We start from the raw sequence: 25,685 nt of genomic DNA, 5'->3' as shown, positions 1-25,685 counted from the left end.
AAGAGGGGCGGGGTATAAATAAATTTTCAGATTTTCATTTTCTGGTTTCTATTTTTAATGCATTGTCTGAATAACCAAATAGTGCAAGTACTTTTTTTGTTATTCCCACTATTGCGTTGGCACTAAGATTTGTCTCTGCATAAATTTGTGTATCATCAATTCTCTCTGGAGACCTTAATTCATTAGGGTTTTTAGAAAAATAAGGTCTTTTTCTGCCCACAAGAGTAAGAACTTTATCGAAGTCGTTGGGATATTTAAGATGCATCAAATTACAAACTTTTATTAGCATATCCTTCCATGATTTTACGGGATATCTCACCCCATCTAAAGCAAATGCAGTGATTGATTTACCAACATATCCGGTAGGTTTGTATATTTTTTGATGGTTTTGTTTCTTTTGAGAAGGTAGACTCCTTATATTTGGAGTATGTGTTTCCCTGCTCGATATGATTTTAAGTTCATTTTGTAAAAACCTCTCCACCGCTTCGCTATCTGGCCGATATCCACACAATTTCTCAGTAGTATCAGCCAAGAGTTCTACGAGTTGCTCATCTGGTTCCGTAATTATCTTTTCCCATGCTTTGGGAAGTGTGTCTGCAATTAATCTCTCCTTCTGTTTGCTCTTGTACACGCTTTCTGCATATTCTATTGCCCTGCCCGAAATAACATTATCTTTTGACAAAAATTTCTCAAAGTTCTCTACGATACTTTCAGTATCTTGCTCGTATATCTCTATCGTGTAAAATTTCCTTTGCTCCCAGCTCCCCTCTCTTAGAGGCAAATAGAACCACCAGCTTATTCCGTTTGTCAAAATTGCCAACTTAACTCCTTCTCTAAACGAGTAATCTAACAATTGTTCTTGATGCTTTTCTAAATCCTCATTTACCTTTTTCACTTCAATAAATACCTTGTTGTTGCCCTTATGTCTCAATGCATAGTCAACTCTCCTTCCTTTAACAGAATACTCAGGATACACCTCTTCGGGATTAAAAGGATTCCATCCTAGAGCCGATAGGATAGGAAGTACTACCGCCTGCTTAGTCGCCTCTTCTCCATAAGTCTCAAGTTTTCTACTGCTTTGCAGCTCTTTTATCAACATCAGTAATTTTTCATTCATACCTTTCACTCCATCATTGCAAATTTGTTGGTTTATATTTAATTCATATATGTATAATCTTCATAAAAACTTTCCCACATTACTGAATAAATAAACTACAAATCCTTTGTCCATACCAAAGATTATTCAATTCATCTAGAGTATATTCTGGAGATAATAAATTCTCTATAAATTGGCAATCAAACATTCATCAAAATTATCCTTAATTCTCTCACATATCTGATGGAGTTTTTGAGGCTCATGGGGACTTAAATTCTCAAATTCCTTATTTAATGTTCCTCCTTGTGAGGAAAATTGTTGAATAACATACCTTTTTGCACCAGATAGCCAGAGGGCAATTTCTTCAAAATCTTCCTCATTGAGTAAGGGTACAGCAGTAGTTCTAAACTCGTAATCTCTCGAATATTTTTTTATTATATCAATACTCTCTTCTATTTTTTCCATATTTACTGAAACCCCTGCAAATTCATTATATCTATATTTTGGGGCTTTTATATCCATCGCCACATAGGAAATGTAAGGAATAACCTCTATAAGAGTAGATGGCTCTGTACCATTAGTATCTAATTTAACAGGCGCTATCTCACTTAATTTTTTTACAAAATCTTTCAAATCTTTATGAATCGTGGGCTCCCCTCCCGTAATGCATATCCCATCAATCCATCCCTTAAGCCCTTTTATTTCCTCTATCACATTATCCTCACTTAAGAGTGCGGTAGGTGGCTCTGTGACAAGTGTATAATTGTGGCAAAATGGACATCGGAAATTACAACCGTAGGTGAACACCGTAGCTACCATTTTTCCTCTCCAGTCAACGAAAGATTCAGGGATGTAGCCAGCAATGAGCATAAATATTCCTCACATTAATATTAACTGTACTTTCTTCTCTTCTTTACTTCCAATATTAACTTCAGGCATGGCAACATTCTTTGCTACATCCCTGTAAACTTTCCAGCGACTCTCCATAGCATTTAGATTGAAATTGATTCTCATCTTGAATTCTTCCTTCTTTCCTCCATTCCAGGCTTCCACAGGTCTAAAATATCCTACCACACGAGAATAAACCTCAGTTTTTCTTCCACAATAGGGACAACTCCATTGCTCTCCAGGAAGATATCCATGCTCTGGACATATTGAGAATGTGGGGGTTATTGTAAAGTATGGAATCTTGGTATTTTCCGCTATCTTTTTAGCTAAAGATTTTACACTCTCCGAACTAACTTTTTCTCCAAGGTATGTATGAAAAACGGTACCTCCCGTGTAAAGAGTTTGAAGCACTTCCTGATGTGCCAATGCCTCTATCACACTAACCTTATAATCTGCTGGAAGCCATGTTGAATTTGTTAAATAAGGCTCATCTTCTCCCGACACATATATGTCTGGATGCATTTTCTTATCCAATCTTGCAAGACGATATGAAGAGCCCTCTGCCGGGGTAGCTTCTAAATTATAGAGATTTCCAGTTTCATCTTGGAACCTGCGAAGCACCTCCCTCATAAATCTAAGTGTTTTAATAGCAAATATCAGCCCATCCCTCTCATATATACCAAATCCAAAAAGGTTCATCAAAGCTTCATGCATTCCAATAAGCCCTATGGTAGAGAAATGATTGTTAAAGTGCCCCAAATATATCTTAGTAAAGGGTAACAATCCCTTACGGAGATTTTCCTTTACTATTTCTCTCTTTATTTCCAAACTTTCTTTGGCAAGGTGCATATAATGCAGTAATTTTTCAAAAAACTCATCTTCATCTTTAGATTCATAACCCAAGCGATTCATATTTATTGTAACTACTCCAATTGAACCCGTCAATTCTCCCGAACCAAAGAGTCCATTACCTCTGCTCCTCAGTTCATTTATATCCAGTTGGAGACGGCAGCACATGGCCCTTATGCTGCGAGGATCCAAATCGCTACCTATATAATTCTGAAAGTAGGGAGTGCCATATTTAGCAGTCATCCTAAATAACAAATCAGCTATCTCACTATCCCAGTCAAAATCTGGGAGGAGATTATAGGTCGGTATTGGAAATGTAAATATACGCCCATTGGCATCTCCTTCCATCATAATCTCCATAAATGCACGATTGAGCATATCCATCTCTTCTCTATATTCATCATAAGTAGCACTCAATTCTTTACCACCCACCACCGCATGCTCCCTACCCAAGTCCTCTGGAGGTACTATATCAAATGTAAAATTTGTGAATGGCGTTTGTGAACCCCAGCGTGATGGTATATTCAGGCCATAGATTAATCTCTGCATATTTTGTTTTACTTCATTATAACTTAACTTATCCCGCCTTATGAATGGTGCCAGATAAGTATCAACACTGCTAAATGCCTGAGCTCCTGCAAATTCCATCTGCATCGTGCCTAAGAAATTGACCATCTGGGCCACCGCAGTATCAAGATGCTTTGGAGGTTTTGCATTTATTTTTCCAGGTACCCCTCCAAATCCCCTCAGCAATAAATCTTTCAAATACCATCCAGCGCAATAAGGTATTATACCAAAGGACAAATCATGAATATGGTAATATCCCTTCCTATGAGCATCAGCAATATCTTTTGGATATATATGTTGCAAAGTATACTCTGCTATGGCATGACCTGCCACATGAAGCATAAGACCTGAGAATGAATATCCTGTGTTGCTGTTCTCCTGTACTCTCCAATCATCCCTATTCACATAACCTTCTACAACATCTTTTACTTGCATAAAATGATTCATTCCATTCCACTATAAATTAATTTTTTTGAGCAATTTGTTAACCATTTTGATAAGTAACTTGGTAAAATAAATTTTAATTTTTTAAAATTTACTTGAAAAAGTTTTGGAGAAATTTTAATATCTCCAAGGGAATTGCCCATTATGATAAATCCAAGGGAAATGAGAAGGCTTATGAGGCAACTTAAAGCCAAGGAAATTGATGCCTATGAAGTAATAATTAAGGCGAGAGATGGAGATTATGTGGTGGAAGATCCCCAAGTAATGGCCATGGAAATTCAAGGTCAAAAAATGCTGCAGGTAGTAGGGGAATTGAAAAAGATAGAGAAAAAAGAAGAAAAGGAGGAGTTGCCATATACGGATGAGGATATTCAACTCGTGATGCAGCAGACCGGATGCACAGAGGAGGAAGCAAGGAAGGCATTAGAGGAGGCAAATGGTGAGCCTGCGGAGGCGATAATATCCATAATGAGCAAGAGATAAGGGATTATGTTCTTCGCAGAGTTAAGCCCTCAAAAGAGGAGGATGAATTAATCTGGAATACTGCCAATTCTCTTCTCAATAGAGCAAATGAGGAGATAAAAAAGAGAAATTTAGAAGGAGATGCAATCTTGGTGGGTTCGGTGGCCAAGGGCACATACCTAAAGAATCCAGATATAGATATATTCCTAAGATTTCCAAAAGATTTGAATAAGGAGGATTTGAAAAATTTGGGTATTGAAATAGGAAAGAGCATAATTCCGGATGGCTTTGCAAAGTATGCAGAGCATCCTTACTGGCGAGGTATCTACAACGGATTTGAAGTGGATATTGTACCCTGCTACAAAATAAGCAAGCCGGAGGAAAAAATTAGTGCCGTAGATAGAACTCCATTTCATACGGAATACATAAAAAAGAATTTAAAAGATGAGCAAAAAGACGAAATTCGTCTTTTAAAAGCCTTTTTAAAAGGCATCGAAATCTATGGCGCTGAAGCCAGAGTTTGCGGTTTCTCCGGTTATCTTTCCGAGTTGCTTATCTTAAAATATGGAAATTTTGAAAATGTTTTGGCAAATGTATCTAAATGGAGAAAGAAGGTTTATTTACACCTAGGTGAAGGAGGAAAGAAATTCAGAGATCCTGTGGTATTCATAGATCCCGTGGACCCAAATAGAAACGCAGCTTCTGCTGTAAGCGAAGAGAGTAAGAGTTTATTCATCCACGCATCAAGAAGTTATATCGAAAAACCAAGCAAAAATTTCTTTTTTCCAAACCCCACAATTCCCCTATCTAAAGAGAAAATAAAGGAAGAAATAAATAAGCGTGAGACTTTTTTCTATGTTTTTGAATTTCCTAAGCCGGATATAATAGATGACAACCTATATCCTCAAATAAATAGAACGATGGAAGCTTTAACAAAAATTTTGAAAGATTTTGGAATCATAAATACATTCTATATTGTGCAAAATTCTAAAGTTTATTTTTTAATTGAACTCGCTAAAACCGCTTTACCGAAGGTGAAAATACACGAAGGCCCTCCTGTTTGGCATCAAAACTCAAAAAACTTTATCGAAAGATGGAGGGGAAAAGCGTTAAGAGGTCCTTATATCAAGGGCTATCGCCTTTTTGTAGAAGTCCAAAGGAAGAATACATCCATCGAGGAAGTGTTGTTTCATAATTTACCCAATTACAAACTTGGGAAGGAGTTTGATAAATTAAAAAATGAGATAAATCTCGGAGAGATCTGGAATTTTATGGAAAAATTGGATAGAGTGGAATTAACAAAATTCCTGATTTTTAAGTTCCCGTGGGAACGGTAATTTCGAGCTTTGTATAATGCTCATTTATATTCGGCGAGTTTACTGCGTTTACATCCCATGCCTCTATTACCACCCTTCCTTTAACTGTTGCATTATAAACAACATAATATCCATCTTTAAACATGGCTTTTTGCCCATTGATTTTTACTTCGTCCACAGCCACATTATCGGTAACTTTTGCTCTTAAACTCATCACGCCTCCCCAATGTAACTTATTTATGTTCTTTTGATTAATACCATGGCCCGAGGAATATATTTCAATCCAAGCGGTTCCATTATAAACCTGGACACTTCTCACCTGTGGGGGGCTTATATCGTTGAGTGGAGGATTTAACGCTATGGTCCATCCCAGAAACCATATCAAAAGAAACATTGTAATTGCATAAAACCATGTCTTTTTATCATAAAATTCTGCCTTCATCTTTGAAAGAATTGGCTTCAAAAGAAAAAGTACTGCAAAGCCCAAGAGGGCGGCGAGATAAACACTAACATAAACCTGAATGTACCCAGATATTATTCCCAATATTAAGGATATTACAAAAATTATTATTATGCCCTTGGCTTTTTTCATCTCCTTTAGTAGGAATTCTTTAACATCAAATTCTGGCTCTTCGAATATTTCCCTTTCCTCCTCTTCTGGTGTTTTTCTTCTCTTTGCCATCTTACATCATCCCTCCTATAAGGTCATTCAAAGCCATTTCTGGATCCTTTGCCTTCACCACTCCAGAGGCGACAAGCACACCTTCAGCACCCAACTCTATGGCCTTTCTAACATCTTTACCATTTTTTATTCCCGCACCCACAAGCACGGGTATGTTTCTAACGGATTTAACTGCTTCTATTGTCTCCACTATTGCTTCAGGCTTTGCAGTGGATACGGACACATTTCCGCCTATGAGTTCGGGGGGCTCCATGGCAATGAAATCTGGCTCTAAGAACGCTAAAGCTCCAGCCACTCGAGAGTTGTTAGCACAAACCACAGAGACCATATTCAAATCCTTGGATTTTTGAATTAGAAAATCAATATCGGATATTTTTAGCATCCTTTCAGAGTGATTTATGAGCAAACCATCCAAATTGTACTCCCTCGCCAACTCCACATTTATCCTGCCCGTATGCGCTCCGAACTCAACAGCATCGGCATGTTGCAATATCACAGGAATTTTAACCTCATTCTTTATTCTGTAAGCATCAAAAGTGTTGACGGCCGCTATTATACTTACCCCTCTTTCCTTAGATACTTTATCCAAGATTCTTGCAAGCTCGAGAGCTTTCTCACCAACTCCAGATTTGTAAAGTTTGAAATTCACAATGAGCACTGGTGTTTTCCACATGCTTGGCAGTAAGTATGCCTTTTAAATAAATTTTTCTTAAAAAGCTATGGCGATGTGGCAAAAAGTTTATATACATCAAAGTTATATATGACAATTGTCAGACATGTGTCTGATAAGTGGTTGAAATGACAAGGAAAGATTTGGAAGAAATTATAGGAGAAATTGACGAAATGATAGAAGAGCTTCAATCTATGGAAATGAGTATAGAATTTCCAGAAAGGGCAAAAGCTCTCGCATAATTACGCTGACCCACCTTCACCCTTTTTTATTTTTTGCTTCTTTGAGAACTTCTCTCGGATCTTTAGTAGTCATATAACTTATTTCATCTTCGTTGAGATGCAATATTCTGGTGTAAAAATTCCTTAAATTCTCATCCTTATCGTAAATAACCGAGAAATCAGAGATTATATTCTCAAGAATATCGCTCTTTGAAGTATGATATATCCTCCCTAATTTCATACCCAGGCTATCTCTAACCTGTCTAATCTTCTTCGTCCTATTCATATACATAAGCCAAGATGGAAAATTGTACTTGCGCGGATGTTTCTTGTATTTCTCCTCCTTGGCCACGCTAACCGCAGCTATCATATCCATCGCATAGCTCCATAATGCGTAATGCTGCCTCCTCATAACTCTTCCAAGGAGAACATCTGCCTTAGAAAGGTACTCGTATGCCCTCACCAAATCCCCGGGCTTGGTATATTCCAAAGGCATATTCTCATCAATCCAGAGCATAACAAAATCAGGAGTTTCGTCTAAATTATTCAGCATGCTCTTTGCTTCCCAAAAATGCTCAGTGTGGAGTATAACAAGGGTTGTTTTGTAAATTTCATTTTTCACATCCCTGTAGCCTAGAGCGGCTACATCGTCCTCAGTGACCACTTTCTTACCCTCGGCGATTGCCTGCAAATCGTTTATGGCTGCCCTTAAATCCCCGCCAGATTTTCCCGCTATGTACTTTAAAACCTCATCCTGGCATTTTATTCCCTCTGCGGCACATATCCTTCTTAAAACTTTTACAATTTGTGCTCTATTAACCGCCCTGAATTTTACAACCTTTGCAACGGATTTTAGAACTTTTCCCCATGTTCCACCCGTTATGGAATAATAATCATTACCTATCAGGATTATTGGTTGCTTAGATGCTTTTATCGTTTCAACTATTGCTTTTTTTCCGCCCCTGTCTCCATCTTTAACCCCTTCATAGAGATTATCTGCCTCATCAAAAATTATCAACTTTCTTCCACCCTTCCTAGTGGATATGAATTTTCCATCATCTGTGAAAGTTTCATATATCGCTCCCCTCAATGCTATCTGCTTTATCTTCTCCTCATTTCTAACATCCGATGCATTTAATTCTATAACTCCCCAGCCCATCTCATTTGCCAAAGCCCTGGCGGTTGTGGTCTTACCGCATCCTGGCTTGCCAACAAGAATTAGGGCTTTATAACTGGGCTTGCCTGCCTCCCACTCTTCAGCCCATCTTAAAATTTCATTTATTGCCTGTGTATTTCCCACAATATCCCTCAATCTTTTAGGTCTATATTTTTCAACCCATGGTATATCCATAGATTAGCATGCACAAAACCATATTTAATCTTTGCAAAAAAAGAAAGAAGGGATAAAGAATTTATTCTTCTGGAGAAGGAAACTCTATATCCTCCTCACCCTTCAAAATTGCCTCAACTTCCTTCTCTATATCTCTTTCCAATCCATATTCTTCCCTTTTCTTGTGGGGAACCATAAGGATTACCTCCTCAGATTGATATGCTCTTTCAAAAATATAAACCTTGCGGTACAATTATGTCCAAAAATAATGATAAATTTTTTCCAAAAATTTATATATCTCTCTTTCTATTGTGCAAATATGGACTTTCTCACCCTGGGAATAATACTACTGGTAATTGGTGCCTTACTTATACTGGCAGAGCTGTCTGTTCCCGGGTTTTTTATTGCAGTTCCAGGCACTGTGCTTGTGATACTCGGCATCGTTTATATATTCATACCAGACATCGGTGTTGTGCCCATGGTTATAATCACCCTGGCAACGGCAGTGATTGCCACTCTGGCAGTTATGGGTTTCTACCGCGCTTTAGCAAAGCCCACTCTACCAACTACAACCACCGTGGATAAACTCGTGGGAAAAGAAGGAGTGGTGATAGCAAAAGTCATGCCAAATTCTCTAAAAGGAAAGGTTAAAATAGACAACGAAATTTGGAGCGCCACAGCAGATAAGGAAATAGATGTTGGCAAAAGAGTGGTGGTAATAAAGGGTGAGGGAGTTCATGTTGTAGTGAGAGAGAAGAGGTGAATAAAATGGATGGTTGGATAATAGGAGTTACGATATTCATAGCGATAATCATAGTGTACATTTTAACCTCTTCCATAAGGATAATTAAGCCCTATGAAAGGGGAATTTACATATTTTTGGGCAAATACAGGGGAATTCTAAATCCGGGATTGAATTTTGTTTGGCCCTTTGCACAGGTTATTAGAATGGATATGAGAACCCAGACCTGGGATGTGCCCAAACAGGAAGTCATTACGAGAGATAACTCTCCAACTGCAGTGGATGCTGTGATTTATATCAGAGTTGTGGATGCAGAAAAGGCATTCTTCGAAGTGCAAGATTACAAGCTTGCCACGATAAATCTTGCAAGGACAACACTCAGGAGCGTAATAGGAAACATGAACTTGGATGAAATTCTATACAACAGAGAGCAAATAAACACCCATTTGAGAGATGTATTAGATGAGGCCACAGATAAATGGGGAGTAAAAGTTGAAGCGGTTGAGATAAAGGAGGTTGATCCTGCCGCCAGAGTTAAGCAGGCAATGGAGGCGCAGACGGCTGCAGAGAGGGAGAGAAGAGCTGCTATCTTGAAGGCAGACGGTATAAAGCGCAGCCAGATATTAGAAGCAGAAGGTAAGAAAAGGGCGAGAATTCTTGAGGCAGAAGGTAAGAAACAAGCTCAGATTCTGGAGGCACAAGGTTTGAGATTAGCCACCATATTGCAGGCACAGGGAGAGGCGCAGAGGTACAGGATAATATCACTTGGCTCTGCAGCATTAACCTCTAAGGCATTAAGTGTTCTCTCTCTAGATACCCTAACAAAAGTGGCAGATGGGCAGGCAACTAAGATAATATTCCCGTTTGAAATTTCAAAGCTTATAGAGTCCACATCAAAATATCTTGCAGGAGAGGAAAAAGAGGAGAAAATCTCACCTATGAGTTACAGAGATATTGAAAAAATTGTCGGCAATGCAAAGGATATACTGGGACCAATACCTTCCTACGAGGAAATGGTAAAGGATTTGGAAGAGCAAAAGAAAAAAGAGGAAGAAGAGAAGAAAATAGATCTCAGCGAGGATGAGGAAAAGAGCCTGTTCCAAGAGAAATAAAACCCTTTTATTTTTTACTGATAAACCTTTTTATACCTTTTTCATATTCCTTTTTATCCACTAAGAATGGTGTGGGAAATATGACAATCCAAATATCTGAAGAGTATTTGAGAAAGGGGAATGAGGTTGACATAACCTCCCAAGGCAATGCTCCCAGAAACTTTCGCATATCAATAAGGTACAACGAGAGCTTTAGGAGATTTGAAGTTTTCAGGCATTATTATAAGACCAAGAAAAACGAGGTGGAATATCACAGCAAAAATCTCAAAGATATTGTGGATTACATAAAATCAATGTATGGGGTGGATTTTGAAATTTCTTAAAAAAATGAATCCAAAGATTTTACTCCTTTTAAATCTGCATGAGGGTGCATATTTTCCATTTTAACCCTATTTATGTAATCTTCCACTGTTTCCTCATCTCCCAGCCGGGCTCTTTTAAGTTCATACTCACATTCAGCGCAATAAAGAGCAAAAGGATCATGCAATTTTTTGCCACAAATTATACACCTGTTCTCCATTGAAGGAAGATATATCCTCAAAAGATAAAGAGTTTAGGGTATATAAATCAATTTGCCAATTCCAACTTTTTAAATACCCTCATTTTCTTTACCTTTGGAGCACTACGATAATGAACCTTCATACTCCCCCTCTTTCCTTCCAGAATTATATTGCCTATGCTATTCTCTCCTATTCCCACATTATTTGCAATCTTTATCAAGTCCCACTCACTCAACTCATTCTTAAGTTCAAAATTGAATTTGACCATGCCGAATATATCGCTTATTTCCTTGTAATCTGTGCGCTCCTTTATCTTACCAACATTCTTTATCTCCATCTTTGGAATTCTCTTCCCTATGAAATCCTCTATCCTCCGGAAATATTCTTTATCTTCCCTTGTAACAAAGGTTATAGCCTTCCCATGGGCATCCATCCTTCCTGTACGTCCTATTCTGTGCACATAATCCTTGGGGTACAAAGGCACATCGTAATTCACAACATGAGTTATGCCATGCACATCAATTCCACGGGCTGCAACATCCGTAGATACCAATATATCAATCTTCCCCTGCTTGAAAGCATCCATTGTGCGTGTTCTCGTGGCTTGGCGCATATCTCCATGCAGTGCAAATGCCTTGAATCCGTATTTTTGCAAAATCTCCGCTATATTCTTCGTTTTTCTTCTAGTATTGCAGAATATTAGATACTTTCCCCGCTCTGAAATGAGCAGCGAGGATAATTTTGCAATTTTGTTTATCTCCCCAACTTCAACATAATACTGCGCTACATTTTCTGCCGTAATTTCATCCTCTGAGAGAATTATCTTCTCTGGATTTTTCATATATCTCCTTGCAAGGGATATTATTTCAGGAGGCATGGTGGCTGAGAATAGCATCATTTGCTTATCCTTCGGTGTTTTTTGCAAAATCCACTTTATATCATCTATGAATCCCATGTCAAGCATTCTATCTGCCTCATCCAGCACAAAGAATCTTATACCATTTAGATTCAAATAACCTCTACGCATCAAATCCATAACGCGGCCTGGAGTGCCTATAACCATAGAAGCCCCTTTCAAGCCCGCTATTTGCCTTTCCATAGGCGCTCCTCCGTATATAACAACTGTTCTCTTTCCATGCGCCTTCCCTATACTCCTAGCCACTCTCTCAACCTGCTGAGCAAGTTCTCTGGTGGGCACTAAAACTATTGCTTCAAGTCCAGAATTTAAATTTTCAAATATTGGAATTAAAAACGCCAAGGTCTTACCCGAGCCCGTTTTAGATTGAACTATCAAATCCCGACCTTTAATTGCAAGGGGTATCGCCTTCTCCTGAACCTCTGTTGGTTCAACAAAATTATGCTCTTTTAGAGCATTCTTTGTCCCTTTAGATATACTCATATCTTCAAATTTTAAATTTTCCATATATATCACTCCTAGCACGGACAGCTGAAAAATTTATCGTGCTTTTTCACCCGCCCTCTTTTTTTATTTTCCCATACAGCTCATAGTATTTAAAAGGATGTATTAAGGAACTAAAACTGCAGCAGCAATCACTGTGGTCCATTCACCTGGTTTTTCGACCACCGCAGTAGCTGTTATATTAGATGTCATAAGTATTCTGTCATCCAAGCGCCAAACTTCCTTATCTTCATCCCAAACAAGATGATGCTGCAATCCCATTGTGGATGCAAGCATCTCTGCTGCAAGGTCTTCGGCATAATCTCCCGCAACCTCTGCAGTCTCTCCAAAGCTATGATGCTCACTCAGATACCCGTACTTGCTTCTATCCTTGGGTATGGCAAGGCCTACAGAGGCAGATATTAAGCGATTGAGCTCATTGCTTGAATTCTTAGCGAGAACTACGAACACAATTTGTCCAGGTTTCAGATATTGGAGACCTTCTTCCTTTGAAACCATCTCTGCATTTGGTGGAAATATGCTGCTCACTTCCACAAGATTGAATTGTGCTATTCCCGCATCTCTCAGCGCACGTTCGAAAGAGCCAAGTTCGCTCTTGTGTCTGCCCACACCCTTGGTAAAAAATACCTTTGTGGGTATGAGATTCATCATTTCCTTCGCCTCGTTGCCATGGCAGTTACCAGGGATTCGTTATCCACATAAATCTCTTCCTTAAGCTCCACGCTACCGCTAACTAATGGTTTAATGTCCCCAACTGCCTCTATTCTGATAAGCGTGGAGCGGTAAAAATCTGCATCTATCCTTGTGTTATTTGTTATTTTTGCTATCTCCCTATAAACTATGTAATCCTCTGCAGCCAATTCTAAATTGTTGCTCATTGGATATACATTGAAATCCCTCAACATATCAGTTATCACAAAATTCATGCTCAGCAATCTTCTCTCTATTTCCTGCCATTTCTTAAGTGAGGCCTCTAAATGGGTGAGCCCAAAATATCCTGCTGAGCCCTCTCCCTTCAATCCACTTGCTGCTCTTGATAGAAATAGAGTTATACCTTCTATTGTTTCCACAGGATCAGTTATGAACACATCAAAATTCCTGCGAAGATCCTCATCAATATCGTTCCTTACATCAAATTTTCTCGCTTCTACGGGAAGTCCATACTTCTTTGCATTCTCATTTATAAATTTGATTAACCTATCATCTATCTCTAGAACAACTATCCTCTTGGGCAGGCCTGTTAATGCCATACCCAAACTTATCAAATCATCATCGCCGATGACAATAATTTCCGCATCTTCCAAATCTCCACGCTCGTAAATAAAAGCGATGCGGCGCATAACATCCTCTTCCTTTATATAACCCTGATCATAATCCGCTGTGGGCTTGGGTCTCTGGGATGCAATATTTTTGTATTCTTTCAGAATGCCAAACGGATCTTCAACAATACCTCTTCCTTCACAATCAGAGCATCTAATATCATAAATTTCTAAATTGTACTTTTCCCTCTCTTTCCTGCCCGCTTCCGTAAGATACAATTTTCCATTTCTACTTTCAACTAACCCTTCATACATAAGGTTCTTGAGCGAATTTATGAATTCGTTTAAATCCGCATCCACCAACTTAATTAACTCCCACGGGCTCCTTTCTTTTTTTAGGTATCTCAATATTTGCTTCTTCGTTCTCAAATTCCACACCTCTCTCTAAACGCACAAGGTCAACACGGCTAGGGTTGAGCCTCTCTTTTATATATTCATACGCAAGCTCGGCCTGCTTAGGGTCGCCACAGGTGTATATATCCAAGGTCACAAGCCCATATTCGGGCCATGTGTGAAAACTCAGATGGGATTCTGCTATCAAAACAATACCGCTGGCACCCTCAGGCCTGAATTGATAATAATCAGAAGAAATCTTGCTCAATTTTGCAAACTTAACTGCTCCTTCAAAAACTTCCTTCATCCTTTCAACCCTAGCCAATAGCGCTGGATCCACACCATACATATCCGCTATGATGTGAATCCCGACAGCCATCTTCATCACCTTCCATCTTTTTCACCTCCACTTATTATAGCGTGTGAGCTTAATAGTATTTGATATTTGAATATTGCGGTTTAGAAGAGTTTTTAATTCTGATAATTTCGAAGAAAAAAATTAATACTTTTATGATTTAATAGGAAATAAAATGGATAAAGATTTAATTCCTGATTCACCGAATATGGGAATTATAGCTATAGATGAGAATTTGGATATTTTAAAGTATAATGAGGTGGCAAAAGAGCTCATACCTGATATTTCAATTGGAGATAATTTCTTAGATTATGTGGAAAATGCAAATGAATTAAATAAAGGCCTTAAGGACTTAATTTCTGGAGAGATAGAGAGCTTAAATAAATCCATTAATTTGAAAAATTCCAAATCCTCTGAAATTTACGCATTTTGTGTTAAAGGAATAGTATTTATTCAGATGAGGGGTGCACAATCCCAGAAGGATGAAATAAAGGGTCATTCTAACATACTTAAATTGATTTATGACTTCGTATTAAATACTGCAAAATTAAGGAGAAAGGAAGATTTCTTTATGGAAACATACAAAAATCTAAAAAAACTCTTGAAATTCAATTCTTTTGCAATATCGCTAGTAAATAAAGATAAAAAGAGTTTTACAGTGGTATTTAGCTATGAGGAGGGAAAGAGACTACCAAAGAGGACATACAATTTGGACCCACATGGAAGTTTAACTGGTTGGGTGATATACAATAAAAAGATGCTTTACATAAAAAATGTGAAAAAAGAGAAGTTACCCTCTAAAACACACCAAGTAGGACATACCATATCCTCTTGGCTGGGTATCCCCTTAATTCACAGGGGAGAAGTTCTGGGAGCTTTAGTTATCTGTGGATTTGAGCCTGAAGCATTCAATAAGGACGATGTAAAACTTCTCAAAACTCTGGCAGCTTATATATCGCTCATCCTAAAAAATGTTCTTTTGTATGAGGAGATTAAAGAAAACAGAGATATGCTAGAGAATATAATTAACTCGTCTCTCATAGGCATCGTTATAAATGATTTGAATGAAAATATCTTGTTCACCAACAAGAGATTTGCAGAACTCCTAGGCTATTCTCCACAAGAATTAATTGGAAAAAATATAAAATTGATAACCACCCCAAAAAGCTTCAAAGAGATTAAGGAGAGAACTAAGAGAAGATTAAAAGGTTTAAGTGATTTATATGAAACCCAGCTAGTAAGAAAGGATGGAAAGATAATTGATGTAATTGTAAGCGCTTCCCCTCTCAGAGATTCTTCAGGCAAAATCACAAGCTCCATAGGAATAATAGGTGATATTTCTGAGAGGAAAATGTGGGAAAATGAAATAAGGAGACACAACAAACTGCTCTCTTCCTTGTATCGCATATCTCTAAAAATGGGCGGATTCCCAGAACCAAGGGAAATGTTCGAAATCATATACAATGAGCTTAAAAATGTATTTAACTTTCACTGGCTAGCGATAAGCTTCTACGATAAAGACAAGGATATTATCTCTTTTCAAATGATAAAATCTGAGGAGAAAGAAATTGAAAATTTCACTGTAAAATGCGATCCTGCAACCTCCATAACTGCAAGAGTTATAAAAACTAAAGGGCCATTTATTACAGGAAACATACTTCGTGATTTAAGTCCTGATTCTTATCAAATTGCTGGCCCTCCAGATGTTGTGGATTTCTCCAATGTTATTGTGCCCATAATCTATGAAAATGACGTGCTTGGTACTATAGGCATGGCTGCTAAGGAAAAGAATGCCTACGATGAGTACACTGTAGAATATTTACGCACCCTTGCTAGCTCTCTGGGAATTTTCATAGCAAATTACAATCTATACAAGGAGATTAAGAGAACTAAAGAAACCCTTGAAAACTTGATAAATACAACCTTGGTCGGCATTATAATAGAGGATATGAATGGTAAGTTGAGCTTTGTGAATGATAGATTTGCAAAAATGCTTGGTTACAATGTTGAGGACCTATTAGGAAAAAGGATTGAGGGCTTTGCAACTCCCGAATCAAGGGAGGTTATGCTTAAAAAAGGTAAATTAAGGAGGATGGGAATAAGTGACTCTTACGAGGCACAATTTGTTAAGAACAATGGAGAGATAGTGGATGTTCTAATAAACGCCTCTCCCCTCAAAGATGAAAATGGAAAATTGCTGGGAATAGTGGGGGTGATTTCCGACATAACTGAAAGGAAGAATCTAGAAAGAAAAATAAGGGAAGAATGGGAAAAGTACAAAACATTGATGGAAAACTTGCTTGTGGGAATAGTAATTGTGCGGGATGGAAAAGTCATCTTTGCCAATAATGTGATTGCAGATTTATTGAAATACAAGAGAGAAGAGGCCATAGGTGAGAACTTTCTCAAGTTCATACATCCAGATATGCGAGATTATTTGTGGGATTTGTATCAGCGCAGATTGAAGGGACTCTCTGCTCCCAATTCATACATAGTGAAATTCGTAGATTCTCAAGGAAATCCAGTATGGACCATAATTAGAAGCTCTGTGATTGATTGGGAGGGTGAGAGGGCAGTTATAGTGAGCATACAGGATATAACCCGCATAAAAAATATGGAAGAAAAGCTCTTGGCTTTAGTTAAAACCTTTGAAAAAATCAAGCTTTCTCATAGCAAAGATGAAATTTACGAGCTTGCCATAAACGCCCTTACTTCAATCCTGAATTTAAAAATAGTGGTAATAGCAGAAGTTTCAGGGAATAAAATTATTCCTGCCAAGTGGAAGGGTGTTACTCCCCCACAATCCATGGATTTATACTCCAAGAATAGCATCGTTGGTTGGGTTACAAAAAATAATAAGCCCTATTATACCCCTGATGCTTCGAAAGATCCATTATACCTTAGAGTAAATCCGGAGACAAAGAGTAAATACGCAACTCCCATATCTTCAAATCATACCTTCTTTGGTATTTTAAATGTAGAGAGTGATAAGATTGATGGTATATCTGAGGATGATAGATTGCTTATAGATTTGATGGCTTCTCACATAGCCGTTGCCATAGCTGGATTAAAGTATCATAAAGAATTAGAAGATGCAAAGAATCTGCAAGAGCTCATGCTTCACATTGTAAGCCATGATTTGAAAAATCCACTTGCCGTGCTCCATGGGTATTTAGAATTGATGAATGAAGAGGGCCCTAACGAATACATACCAACCATGATAAAAGCCGTTCAAGAAGCAGAAGATATAATTGAGAAGGCAAGGTTGTTCTCACGGTTAGGAAACAAGAAAATTGATATGAAAAAAGAGATTATGAACTTAAAGGAGCTAATTGAAGATTCCGTTGAACTAATAAAACAGAAGTATTCGCAGGGAAAAATAATACTAAATGTTCCTTCATACCACATTCAAGCTCTACCAATCATCAAAGAAGTTTTTGTAAATATTTTGGACAATGCTTTTAAATATGGGGCATCAAAAGTTACGATTGCGGGCAAAATTTTTGAGGGCTCTATGGAAATAAGAATAGCCGATGATGGTCCTGGAATACCCGTGAGCAAGAGGGATATAATTTTCAAGCCCTTTGAAAGATTGGCATCGGGAAAGGGCTCTGGATTGGGATTGGCTATTGTAAAAATGATAATGGAGCTTCATAAAGGAGAGGTAAAAATAGAAAATAATGTGCCCAAGGGCACAGTGTTTATTTTGCGTTTCCCATAAATTAAGGTTCGTGTAAATTGTAGAATGCTCTCTGCACTACTTCGTTCATTGCAGGATGTATGTGCAAGGCACGATACATTGCGCTAGTTTGCTCACGGGTGTACATTAAATTTATTATCTCTTGAATTAGAACAGATGCCTCCGGCCCAACTATTGTTGCTCCCAAAATTCTATAAGTATCTTTGTCCACAATTACCTTCACAAAATAATCCTTTAATTTCATGGCCTCGCCCATGGCCGTATCTTGATACTTGTAATCGCCGATCAAAATCTCATACTTTCTCCTCGCATCTTCCTCCTTCATACCAACATGAGCAACTTGGGGATAAGTGAAAATTGCGTGGGGCACTGCGTGGTAGTCCACCTTTAGCTTTCTTCCCCCAAACGCATTGTAAAACACTATCTCACTTTCATAATTTGCCACATGCTTGAACATATACTTTCCATTTGTATCTCCGCAGGCCCATATGCCTTCCTTGGTTGTGCGCATAAATTCATCCACAACTATCCATCCATGCTCATCCACTTTAACTCCCGTTTTCTCCACTTGCGTTTCCTTGTTCCAAGGTGCCCTGCCAGCTGCAACTAAAACCTCTTCCGCCTTTATTTCCACGGTCTCTCCATCCTTATTTTCTGCAAAAACAACCTTCTTTCCCATGGATTTGCGAGCTTCCTTTGCCTTGTAGCCAAGATGGAAATGCATGAATTTTGACAATTCTTTATACACGAGCTTGCGGGCCTCTGGCTCTTCAGTCATTATAATCTCGGGGAGCATTTCAATAATGTGCACTTCGCTTCCCATCATGGCTAAAAAGTATCCGAGCTCTAAGGCCACATAACCGCCACCAATTATAGCGATGCTCTTTGGCACATGCTTTAGAGAATAGAAAAACTCACGATTGGTTATATAGCCAACTTCCTTGAGCCCTTCTATCTTTGGCACATACGCCTTGGAGCCGTTGCATAGAAGTATGGTCTCTCCATAAATCTCCTTCCCTCCAACATCCACAGTGTAATCATCCACAAACTTGCCTGTTTTTTGATAGTAATCTATTCTTGGATGACTCTTTAAGCTCCTCTCAATCATCTTACTCTCATCATCCACAGATTTTTGTACATAGTGAAGTATGGCATCAGCATCGGGCTTTGCCTTTGCATCTATATAAAATTCCCTGGCACGATGTATTATATGCATTATTTCCGCAGGATAAATCAGCATCTTGCTCGGTATGCAGCCCCTCGTGAGACATATACCCCCAGCCTTCTCATTCTCTATGACCGCCACTTTGAGATTCGGGTCTCGCAAAAGAGGAGATACTATGTTCATAGAACTTCCTGTACCAAAAGCAATGATATCGTATTCTTTCATAAGCTTTAAATGCAATTTTTATTATTTAAATTTACTACCCAAAAATGACCCATAACTGAATAAACTAAAATGGATTATGTAATAAATAATCAAGAATAACACACCCCAAAAAATATATATTTATGGAAAACAATATCCTTCATATGCCAGCCAGCAGAATTAAGGTAATTGCGGATATCGGAGACCTTGTCTCTGTTTTTCACGCTTGCGATTCAGAAGTCAAAAAGAAGGTATTTATGGAGATCACCAAGAAATGGTGCACAGTTGAAGAGATAGAGGAGAAGTATGGAGAAGAGGGTGTGGATGCCCTAAAATACCTTGAAAAAATCAAGCTTGTAGAGACGCAGTGGGTTACGGGAGAGCAGGGAGTCAAAAAGGCGTATCACACTTACTATGACCTTTTCCAAATAAATCTATCATTGCCAATAATTGAAGCGGCCGAAGTTATAAGGGTAGTAACGATGAGCGATGAGGAGTTTAAAGGGTGGGAGGAGAAAATAATAAAAGCGATAGGACCCTCAAAGGATATTTTCTTGGGAGATCTCGTGGAGAAGATGGGCATAAGCCAGATAATGCTCAGGGGCCTGATAAGAAGGAGCACGAGAATTGACATAAAGGGGATGAGGGTGGAGGTTGTCAAATGATTTTTGATTACTTCTATTTATGGGACGAGGAGAAAATAGGGCTTGTTGGCGGCATATCCTTCGTTCTCCTTGGGTTATTTGCATACCTACTCTACAGATTCAATTCTTCTATGCTTTTCATAATTTGCATGCTTCTAATCATCCTCTTTACCGCCCTAACCGCTTGGTTCTTTGAATTGCCAAGGATAAAAAATGCAAAGCCTGGCATAAGCACATTAATTGGTGGAATTATGTGGGGTCTCTCATTCGTGATTTGGGGCTATTCCATATATCTCGTGCCTCCAAACTCTTGGGAATTATTGGGAGAGGTTGCAGCCCTATCCCTTGGACTTTTAATTTCATCATTTTTTGCCTTTGGATTTCTGTTCATAGCAGCCATTGAGCCAGCCGAGAAGATGCACAAAATACCACGAAAAATAAAAGAGCCAAAGAAGAGGGGAATAAAAGAATTTAAAGAGGATGAGGACTTCATAGATCGCCTATGATAACGGTACTTAGGATAGGACACAGACCGCAGAGGGATAAGAGAATAACCACACATGTTGCACTAGTCGCCAGAGCTTTTGGGGCAGATAGAATCATAATAACCACAAAGGATGAGAAAATTGAGCGAAGTGTGAGAGATATAGTGGATAGATTTGGCGGCAATTTTGAAATTTTGAGCGGAATTCCTCTAAAGAGGGCATTAAAAGATTTTAAAGGCACAATTGTTCATTTAACCATGTACGGCTTGCCTGTGGATGATGTCATTCCAAAAATTCCAAAAGATGAGAATTTAATGATAATTGTTGGCGCAGAGAAGGTGCCTAGAGAAATATACGAAATTGCAGATTTCAATGTGGCCGTTGGAAATCAGCCCCACAGCGAGGTTGCCGCCTTGGCAATTTTCCTAGACAGGTTTTTTGAAGGAAGAGAGTTGAGAAGAGAGTTTGAGAATGCGAAGATGAAGGTTATCCCGCAGGATAGGGGAAAGAAGGTAATAAATTTAGAAAAAGATTAATCACTTAATTAACACGGAGAGAACCGCACCTATGAGAAGAGGTAGAAAAATAGTTATCGCACCCCATATTAAAATGGAATTCACTGTGGAGAAAATGTCAAAATATATGAAAAGAGAGCCCACGGTTGAAAGAATAAGAAGTGATATTGAAAATCCAATTCTGTAAATATCTCTGTTAATTTTATCCAATTTGCAGCGAACATTCCATATATGAAAAAACTCATAAGTTATCACCACCAAAGATATAATCTGCGCTAAAGCAAATATAAATATCCATTGAAAGCTCATTTCAGCAAGAAGATTAATCATTGGTTCTTTATAATTTTAAAATATTTTAATTTTACTGCAAATAATTTTCCTGAAAATCTTATCATTGGCGATAATGATAAGGTAGAATTTAAATACAATCGTGAGAAGCAATTACACAGATTCATAAAATCACGCTGACCCCACCCACTCCTCCTTTTTTCTTTTCCAAAAATTTATTAATTGTGGCTCTCTTTTCCATATGTGGACAAAATAAAGAGCGGGTGCGAGAGCATAGATTCCCTTTTAAACGGGGGCTTTGAAAGAGGATGCATCACAGAATTATATGGTGAAGCGGGAAGTGGAAAAACGAATATTTGTCTCTCTACAGCCATAAATGTTGCCAAGGAGGGGCATTATGTGATTTACATAGACACCGAGGGAATATCAATGGAGCGCTTCTCACAACTTGGTGGGAACGAGGATATTGCAAAGAGAATACTGTTTTACAAGGTTTACAAATTCTCGCAACAGGCCGAAATAATTGAAAGGGCCATAAATCTGGTAGAGAAGAGAAATGATATAATTTTGCTAATAGTTGACTCTATGACAGAATTCTATCGCGCGGAAAGAGGGGTTGAAGAGGACCTATCCGCAAAGAAGAGAAGCAGCCTAGCTTGGCAATTGAGCATACTGAATAGCATTGCAAGAAAGAAGAACATTGCGGTTATAATAACAAACCAGGTTTATATGGATACAACAACAAAAGAATTGAGGCCCATCGGGGGGCATACACTACACCACAACGCAAAAACTATAATATTTTTGAGGAAGATAGGAAATGGATACAGAGAGGCCTTACTCATAAAGCACCGCTCATTACCGGAGGGAATAAAAGCCAGATTCATCATAGGCTCAGATGGTTTGTATCCTGAGGAAAAGGAATAAATACACGCTAGAGATTTCTTATTTGATGGGAGTAAATATTGCTGATATAATCATTGCCCACGAGATAAATATTAAAGAACTGAAGGGGAAAATTATATCCGTAGATGCTTACAATGCACTTTACCAATTTTTAAGCATAATAAGGCAACCGGATGGTACACCCCTGAGAGACCATGCTGGCAGAGTTACCTCCCATCTTTCAGGTCTTCTTTACAGAACTGCAAATTTTCTTGCTGAAGGAATTAAACCCGTGTATGTTTTTGATGGAAGACCTCCAGAATTGAAGATGAGAACGATAGGGGAGAGGATAAAAATAAGAATGGAGGCAAAGGAGGCATGGGAAAAAGCCCTAAAGGAGGGAAATTTGGAAGAAGCGAGGAGCAAGGCACAGCAGGCCACATTCTTGACCAAGGATATGGTGGATGAAGCCAAAAAGCTGTTAGATTATATGGGCATTCCATGGGTTCAAGCGCCCAGCGAAGGAGAGGCGCAAGCAGCATATATGGCGAAAAAAGGAGATACATATGCCTCTGCTTCTCAGGATTTCGATTCCCTTCTATTTGGCGCCCCAAATTTAGTTAGAAATCTCGCCATTACGGGCAAGAGAAAATTACCAAGAAAGAATGTTTATGTGGATGTAAAGCCAGAGATTATATTACTCGAGGAAAATTTGAAGAATTTGGGGATTAGCAGGGAGCAGCTTGTAGATATAGGAATTTTAGTAGGCACAGATTACAATGAGGGAATAAAAGGCGTGGGCCCAAAAACTGCATTAAAACTCATAAAAAAATACGGCTCATTAGAGAAGATAATCCAGGAGAGAGGATACACTATACCCCATTACAAGGAGATAAAAGACATATTTCTGAATCCTCCGGTAACAGATTCTTACAAACTTGAATGGAGAGCTTTTGATGAGGAAAAATTGATAGATTTTCTATGCGAGGAGCACGACTTCTCAAGAGATAGGGTGATGAGTGCAATTGAGAAGATGAGAGCTTTCAAGAAGTACAGAGAGCAGAGAAGTTTAGATTCTTGGTTCTAAACAGGGAGAAAAATTTTATAGTAAAGAAGTTATTATCTAATTTGGTGATGAAAAATGGCAATTGGATTTGTGTTGATAAGTACTGCTCCGGGAAAAGAGCATGAGGTTTACAACGAGCTCAAAAAGATTCCTGAAATTGTAGAGCTCCACCCGCTGTTTGGCGAGTTTGACCTGATAGCCAAGCTTGACACTAAGGATTTCAATGAGCTCGGAACCATAGTTGTTGAGAAAATAAGGATGATAGATGGAGTCATAGATACAAAGACACTTACCGGCATTAAGTTCTGAGGGGGTTTAATCTATGTACTGGGATTGGCTACTGTTCCTACAGATCATCCTTTCGCTCCTCGCCCTGACATTCATCATACTGGGTGCTCTAACGGCATACTTTGGAAGCGGAAAGAGCAGGGCTGCTGGGATATCCCTACTTGTTGTGGGTATTATAATTCCAATAATCATGTACTTCGTATGGTGGATGAATAGCCCTGGATACTTCACAAACAATATTCTTATGCCAAGTTTGCTCTATATCGGCGGGGGGCTTATTGGGGTTATAATAGGGTTCCTAGTGTTCCTAGGAATAATAATGAAGACCTAAATTTTTTATACTCTTTTTCCATCTCTTTTTATGGGTGTATGCGTTCTTCTTGGAAGCAAGAGCGATTTGGAGAAAGCTCAGGGTGCTTTTGAGATATTCAGACAATTTGATGTGGATTTCGATGTGCATATCGCTTCGGCTCACAGAACTCCAGAGATGGTAAAAAATATCGTACAAAATTCAAAGCATGATGCTTTCCTAGTTTTCGCAGGCCTATCAGCTGCACTTCCGGGCGCTGTTGCCGCTTTAACCACCAAACCCGTTATCGGTGTACCACTTTCAGGCAGAGTACCCTTTGATTCCCTCTTAAGCATGGTTCAAATGCCAAAGGGCGTACCTGTAGCAGTAGTGGGTGTGGACAATGTGATTAACGGAGCTTTAATGTGCATTCAAATTCTCGCAATAAAAGATGAGAGATTGGAGAGAAAAATTTTAGAATATAGGGAAAGAATGAGGGAGAAGGTTGCCAAGGATGACGAGGAGGTCCGCCGCTATGTTCAAAGTTGAAAAATTCGTGGAAGAGAAGATTGAAGAATTGAAAAATGAGATTAGGGGCAAGGCGATAATTGCATGCTCTGGCGGCGTGGATAGTACAGTTGCAGCTGTCTTGGTGCACAAAGCAATAGGAGATAAGCTCCTCGCCATCTTCGTTGACACTGGTTTTATGAGAAAAAACGAGGCAAAGGAGATCGATGGGCTGTTCTCCCGTATGGGACTAAATTACAAGATTGTGGACGCTTCCAGAGAATTCATAGAAGCATTGAAGGGTGTGGAAGATCCAGAGAAGAAGAGAAAAATAATCGGGGCGAAATTCATTGAGGTTTTTGAGAGAGAGGCAGAAGAGTTCGGCGCAGAATACTTAGTTCAAGGTACAATAGCCCCCGACTGGATTGAGAGCGGAGGAGGATTGAGAGACACGATAAAATCCCACCACAATGTTGGTGGTTTACCTGAAAAGATGAATTTGAAGCTCGTGGAGCCACTTCGTGAGCTTTACAAGGATGAGGTAAGAGAAATTGCTAGGTTCTTTAACCTCGAAATTAAGGAAAGACAACCTTTCCCTGGGCCAGGATTGGCCATTAGAATTATTGGCCCCATAGATGAGGAAAAAATAGAGATTGTCAGGGAGGCAAATGCCATAGTTGAGGATGAGGTTAAGAATTACTACGATTTTGATTCTCGCCCTTGGCAGTATTTTGCAGTTCTCCTTCCAATACGCTCTGTGGGCGTGCATGGGGATAAGAGGGCTTATGGATACACAATAGCCGTTAGGATGGTCGATAGTTTAGATGGGATGAGTGCAGCCTATTTCAAAGCACCCCACGAGCTCCTAGATAGAATAGCCATAAGATTAACCACAGAGCTCAAAGGAGTGAATAGGGTGGTTTATGACATTACAAACAAGCCACCAGCCACTATTGAGTGGGAATAGAATTAAGAAAATCTATAGCCCGATCCAATTTTTCCTTTATTTCATCCTTTTTCTTTATCTTCAAAATTAGAAAAAGAGGTGTAAGGTGCATTCCCTTGGGAGCAGAGATTCCCTCAACATTCTTATCGTGAGATATGCTTAATTTTATATCCGGGCGAAATGTTGCTAGCACCGTGTAATCTCTGTACTCAAATTTTAAAGCATCGCCATAATCTTCCGCTTTGAACATCTCCCTTATGCTCTCCTTTATTCCCCTGTTTTTATACATTTTTGATATGATATTATATACTATCCAAGCCAGAATAACCAGGGCAAGGATTAGAAAGAGATAGATATAGAGGGATGCGTTCATAAAACAAGAAGGAATAAATTTTAT

Annotated in this window: 29 protein-coding genes; 16 read left to right on the top strand and 13 right to left on the bottom strand. The window is 38.8% G+C overall.

What is annotated here, in order from left to right; all coding sequences use genetic code 11:
* Positions 1–34: 34 nt before the first annotated feature.
* The 3 genes from ABOO_RS02585 to ABOO_RS02575 all read right to left on the bottom strand — a co-directional run bounded on the left by ABOO_RS02585 (position 35) and on the right by ABOO_RS02575 (position 3,835).
* A complete protein-coding gene (locus ABOO_RS02585; RefSeq protein WP_012997157.1) occupies positions 35–1,117 on the bottom strand; it encodes a type I restriction endonuclease in 1,083 nt (360 codons plus the stop codon).
* Positions 1,118–1,282: 165 nt separating this feature from the next.
* Positions 1,283–1,966 carry an anaerobic ribonucleoside-triphosphate reductase activating protein gene (locus ABOO_RS02580; protein WP_008082578.1) on the bottom strand — a complete coding sequence of 228 codons (684 nt, stop codon included), beginning with the start codon at positions 1,964–1,966 and terminating at the stop codon, positions 1,283–1,285.
* Between the two features lie 9 nt (positions 1,967–1,975).
* Positions 1,976–3,835, bottom strand: a complete 1,860-nt coding sequence (locus ABOO_RS02575) for a ribonucleoside triphosphate reductase (RefSeq protein WP_008082046.1) — start codon at positions 3,833–3,835, stop codon at positions 1,976–1,978.
* 153 nt (positions 3,836–3,988) lie between these two features.
* Here ABOO_RS02575 and ABOO_RS02570 point away from each other — a divergent pair, with 153 nt between their 5' ends.
* Both ABOO_RS02570 and cca read left to right on the top strand, forming a co-directional pair.
* Positions 3,989–4,327 carry a nascent polypeptide-associated complex protein gene (locus ABOO_RS02570; protein ID WP_008082554.1) on the top strand — a complete coding sequence of 113 codons (339 nt, stop codon included), beginning with the start codon at positions 3,989–3,991 and terminating at the stop codon, positions 4,325–4,327.
* On the top strand, positions 4,306–5,643 hold the full coding sequence (gene cca, locus ABOO_RS02565) for a CCA tRNA nucleotidyltransferase (RefSeq protein ID WP_012997155.1): 1,338 nt from the start codon (positions 4,306–4,308) through the stop codon (positions 5,641–5,643). Before ABOO_RS02570 ends, cca begins: the two co-directional genes overlap by 22 nt.
* Here cca and ABOO_RS02560 read toward each other — a convergent pair.
* Positions 5,621–6,304: a hypothetical protein gene (locus ABOO_RS02560; protein WP_008082422.1), complete on the bottom strand. Its 684-nt coding sequence runs from the start codon at positions 6,302–6,304 to the stop codon at positions 5,621–5,623. The genes cca and ABOO_RS02560 overlap by 23 nt on opposite strands.
* A 1-nt stretch (position 6,305) precedes the next feature.
* Entirely contained in the window at positions 6,306–6,977 is a 672-nt protein-coding gene (tpiA, locus tag ABOO_RS02555) for a triose-phosphate isomerase (protein WP_008082633.1), read from the bottom strand.
* Positions 6,978–7,093: 116 nt separating this feature from the next.
* Here tpiA and ABOO_RS08100 point away from each other — a divergent pair, with 116 nt between their 5' ends.
* A complete protein-coding gene (locus ABOO_RS08100) occupies positions 7,094–7,216 on the top strand; it encodes a hypothetical protein (protein WP_277422425.1) in 123 nt (40 codons plus the stop codon).
* Positions 7,217–7,232: 16 nt separating this feature from the next.
* On the opposite strand, the gene ABOO_RS02550 is transcribed toward ABOO_RS08100, so the two are convergent.
* Positions 7,233–8,546, bottom strand: coding sequence for a replication factor C large subunit (locus ABOO_RS02550; RefSeq protein ID WP_008082274.1), 1,314 nt, complete (start codon positions 8,544–8,546; stop codon positions 7,233–7,235).
* Between the two features lie 298 nt (positions 8,547–8,844).
* Here ABOO_RS02550 and ABOO_RS02545 point away from each other — a divergent pair, with 298 nt between their 5' ends.
* The 3 genes from ABOO_RS02545 to ABOO_RS02535 all read left to right on the top strand — a co-directional run bounded on the left by ABOO_RS02545 (position 8,845) and on the right by ABOO_RS02535 (position 10,702).
* The gene (locus tag ABOO_RS02545; protein ID WP_012997154.1) at positions 8,845–9,288 is read left to right on the top strand and encodes an NfeD family protein; all 444 of its coding nucleotides are present in this window, start codon (positions 8,845–8,847) and stop codon (positions 9,286–9,288) included.
* A gap of 5 nt (positions 9,289–9,293) precedes the next feature.
* A complete protein-coding gene (locus ABOO_RS02540; RefSeq protein WP_008082431.1) occupies positions 9,294–10,379 on the top strand; it encodes an SPFH domain-containing protein in 1,086 nt (361 codons plus the stop codon).
* A gap of 80 nt (positions 10,380–10,459) precedes the next feature.
* A complete protein-coding gene (locus ABOO_RS02535; protein ID WP_012997153.1) occupies positions 10,460–10,702 on the top strand; it encodes a hypothetical protein in 243 nt (80 codons plus the stop codon).
* A 244-nt stretch (positions 10,703–10,946) separates the two neighbouring features.
* Here the strand turns inward: ABOO_RS02535 and ABOO_RS02525 are convergent, their stop codons facing one another.
* From ABOO_RS02525 to speD, 4 genes are all read right to left on the bottom strand, one after another.
* On the bottom strand, positions 10,947–12,302 hold the full coding sequence (locus ABOO_RS02525; RefSeq protein ID WP_008081954.1) for a DEAD/DEAH box helicase: 1,356 nt from the start codon (positions 12,300–12,302) through the stop codon (positions 10,947–10,949).
* A 102-nt stretch (positions 12,303–12,404) separates the two neighbouring features.
* Positions 12,405–12,950 (bottom strand): pyruvoyl-dependent arginine decarboxylase, encoded by a 546-nt coding sequence (locus ABOO_RS02520; protein WP_008082491.1) that lies wholly within the window; start codon positions 12,948–12,950, stop codon positions 12,405–12,407.
* Positions 12,947–13,987, bottom strand: a complete 1,041-nt coding sequence (locus ABOO_RS02515; RefSeq protein WP_187287714.1) for a bis-aminopropyl spermidine synthase family protein — start codon at positions 13,985–13,987, stop codon at positions 12,947–12,949. Before ABOO_RS02515 ends, ABOO_RS02520 begins: the two co-directional genes overlap by 4 nt.
* Positions 13,923–14,336: an adenosylmethionine decarboxylase gene (speD, locus tag ABOO_RS02510; RefSeq protein ID WP_012997150.1), complete on the bottom strand. Its 414-nt coding sequence runs from the start codon at positions 14,334–14,336 to the stop codon at positions 13,923–13,925. Before speD ends, ABOO_RS02515 begins: the two co-directional genes overlap by 65 nt.
* 145 nt (positions 14,337–14,481) lie before the next feature.
* Between speD and ABOO_RS02505 the strand changes: the two genes are divergently transcribed.
* A complete protein-coding gene (locus tag ABOO_RS02505) occupies positions 14,482–18,027 on the top strand; it encodes a PAS domain S-box protein (RefSeq protein WP_008082111.1) in 3,546 nt (1,181 codons plus the stop codon).
* A gap of 1 nt (position 18,028) precedes the next feature.
* Here the strand turns inward: ABOO_RS02505 and ABOO_RS02500 are convergent, their stop codons facing one another.
* Positions 18,029–19,396: a dihydrolipoyl dehydrogenase gene (locus tag ABOO_RS02500; RefSeq protein WP_008082545.1), complete on the bottom strand. Its 1,368-nt coding sequence runs from the start codon at positions 19,394–19,396 to the stop codon at positions 18,029–18,031.
* Positions 19,397–19,539: 143 nt separating this feature from the next.
* Between ABOO_RS02500 and ABOO_RS02495 the strand changes: the two genes are divergently transcribed.
* From ABOO_RS02495 to ABOO_RS02485, 3 genes are read left to right on the top strand one after another with little or no spacing between them, the layout of a single operon-like run.
* Positions 19,540–20,040 carry an ArsR family transcriptional regulator gene (locus tag ABOO_RS02495; RefSeq protein ID WP_008082260.1) on the top strand — a complete coding sequence of 167 codons (501 nt, stop codon included), beginning with the start codon at positions 19,540–19,542 and terminating at the stop codon, positions 20,038–20,040.
* Positions 20,037–20,525 (top strand): hypothetical protein, encoded by a 489-nt coding sequence (locus ABOO_RS02490; protein ID WP_008081924.1) that lies wholly within the window; start codon positions 20,037–20,039, stop codon positions 20,523–20,525. Before ABOO_RS02495 ends, ABOO_RS02490 begins: the two co-directional genes overlap by 4 nt.
* Entirely contained in the window at positions 20,522–21,040 is a 519-nt protein-coding gene (locus tag ABOO_RS02485; RefSeq protein ID WP_008082076.1) for a tRNA (cytidine(56)-2'-O)-methyltransferase, read from the top strand. The genes ABOO_RS02490 and ABOO_RS02485 overlap by 4 nt, the downstream gene beginning before the upstream one ends.
* Here the strand turns inward: ABOO_RS02485 and ABOO_RS02480 are convergent, their stop codons facing one another.
* On the bottom strand, positions 21,041–21,349 hold the full coding sequence (locus ABOO_RS02480; RefSeq protein WP_012997149.1) for a hypothetical protein: 309 nt from the start codon (positions 21,347–21,349) through the stop codon (positions 21,041–21,043).
* A 201-nt stretch (positions 21,350–21,550) separates the two neighbouring features.
* On the opposite strand from ABOO_RS02480, the gene radB reads away from it, so the two are divergent.
* Genes radB through guaA form a run of 6 tightly spaced genes read left to right on the top strand, consistent with a single transcriptional unit; the run spans position 21,551 to position 25,309 of the window.
* On the top strand, positions 21,551–22,234 hold the full coding sequence (gene radB / locus ABOO_RS02475) for a DNA repair and recombination protein RadB (RefSeq protein ID WP_012997148.1): 684 nt from the start codon (positions 21,551–21,553) through the stop codon (positions 22,232–22,234).
* A gap of 25 nt (positions 22,235–22,259) precedes the next feature.
* The gene (gene fen, locus ABOO_RS02470; RefSeq protein ID WP_008082612.1) at positions 22,260–23,279 is read left to right on the top strand and encodes a flap endonuclease-1; all 1,020 of its coding nucleotides are present in this window, start codon (positions 22,260–22,262) and stop codon (positions 23,277–23,279) included.
* A 54-nt stretch (positions 23,280–23,333) separates the two neighbouring features.
* Positions 23,334–23,567 carry an Lrp/AsnC ligand binding domain-containing protein gene (locus tag ABOO_RS02465; protein ID WP_008082717.1) on the top strand — a complete coding sequence of 78 codons (234 nt, stop codon included), beginning with the start codon at positions 23,334–23,336 and terminating at the stop codon, positions 23,565–23,567.
* 13 nt (positions 23,568–23,580) lie between these two features.
* Positions 23,581–23,877 carry a hypothetical protein gene (locus tag ABOO_RS02460; RefSeq protein ID WP_008082181.1) on the top strand — a complete coding sequence of 99 codons (297 nt, stop codon included), beginning with the start codon at positions 23,581–23,583 and terminating at the stop codon, positions 23,875–23,877.
* A gap of 30 nt (positions 23,878–23,907) precedes the next feature.
* Entirely contained in the window at positions 23,908–24,384 is a 477-nt protein-coding gene (gene purE, locus ABOO_RS02455) for a 5-(carboxyamino)imidazole ribonucleotide mutase (protein WP_008081919.1), read from the top strand.
* Positions 24,371–25,309 (top strand): glutamine-hydrolyzing GMP synthase, encoded by a 939-nt coding sequence (gene guaA / locus ABOO_RS02450; protein ID WP_008082080.1) that lies wholly within the window; start codon positions 24,371–24,373, stop codon positions 25,307–25,309. The genes purE and guaA overlap by 14 nt, the downstream gene beginning before the upstream one ends.
* Here the strand turns inward: guaA and ABOO_RS02445 are convergent.
* Positions 25,293–25,661, bottom strand: coding sequence for a hypothetical protein (locus ABOO_RS02445; protein WP_012997147.1), 369 nt, complete (start codon positions 25,659–25,661; stop codon positions 25,293–25,295). The genes guaA and ABOO_RS02445 overlap by 17 nt on opposite strands.
* Positions 25,662–25,685 lie beyond the last annotated feature (24 nt).

The organism is Aciduliprofundum boonei T469, from assembly GCF_000025665.1.
Classification (GTDB): Archaea; Thermoplasmatota; Thermoplasmata; order Thermoplasmatales; family Aciduliprofundaceae; genus Aciduliprofundum; species Aciduliprofundum boonei.
This window is presented reverse-complemented; position numbering and strand designations above follow the sequence as displayed.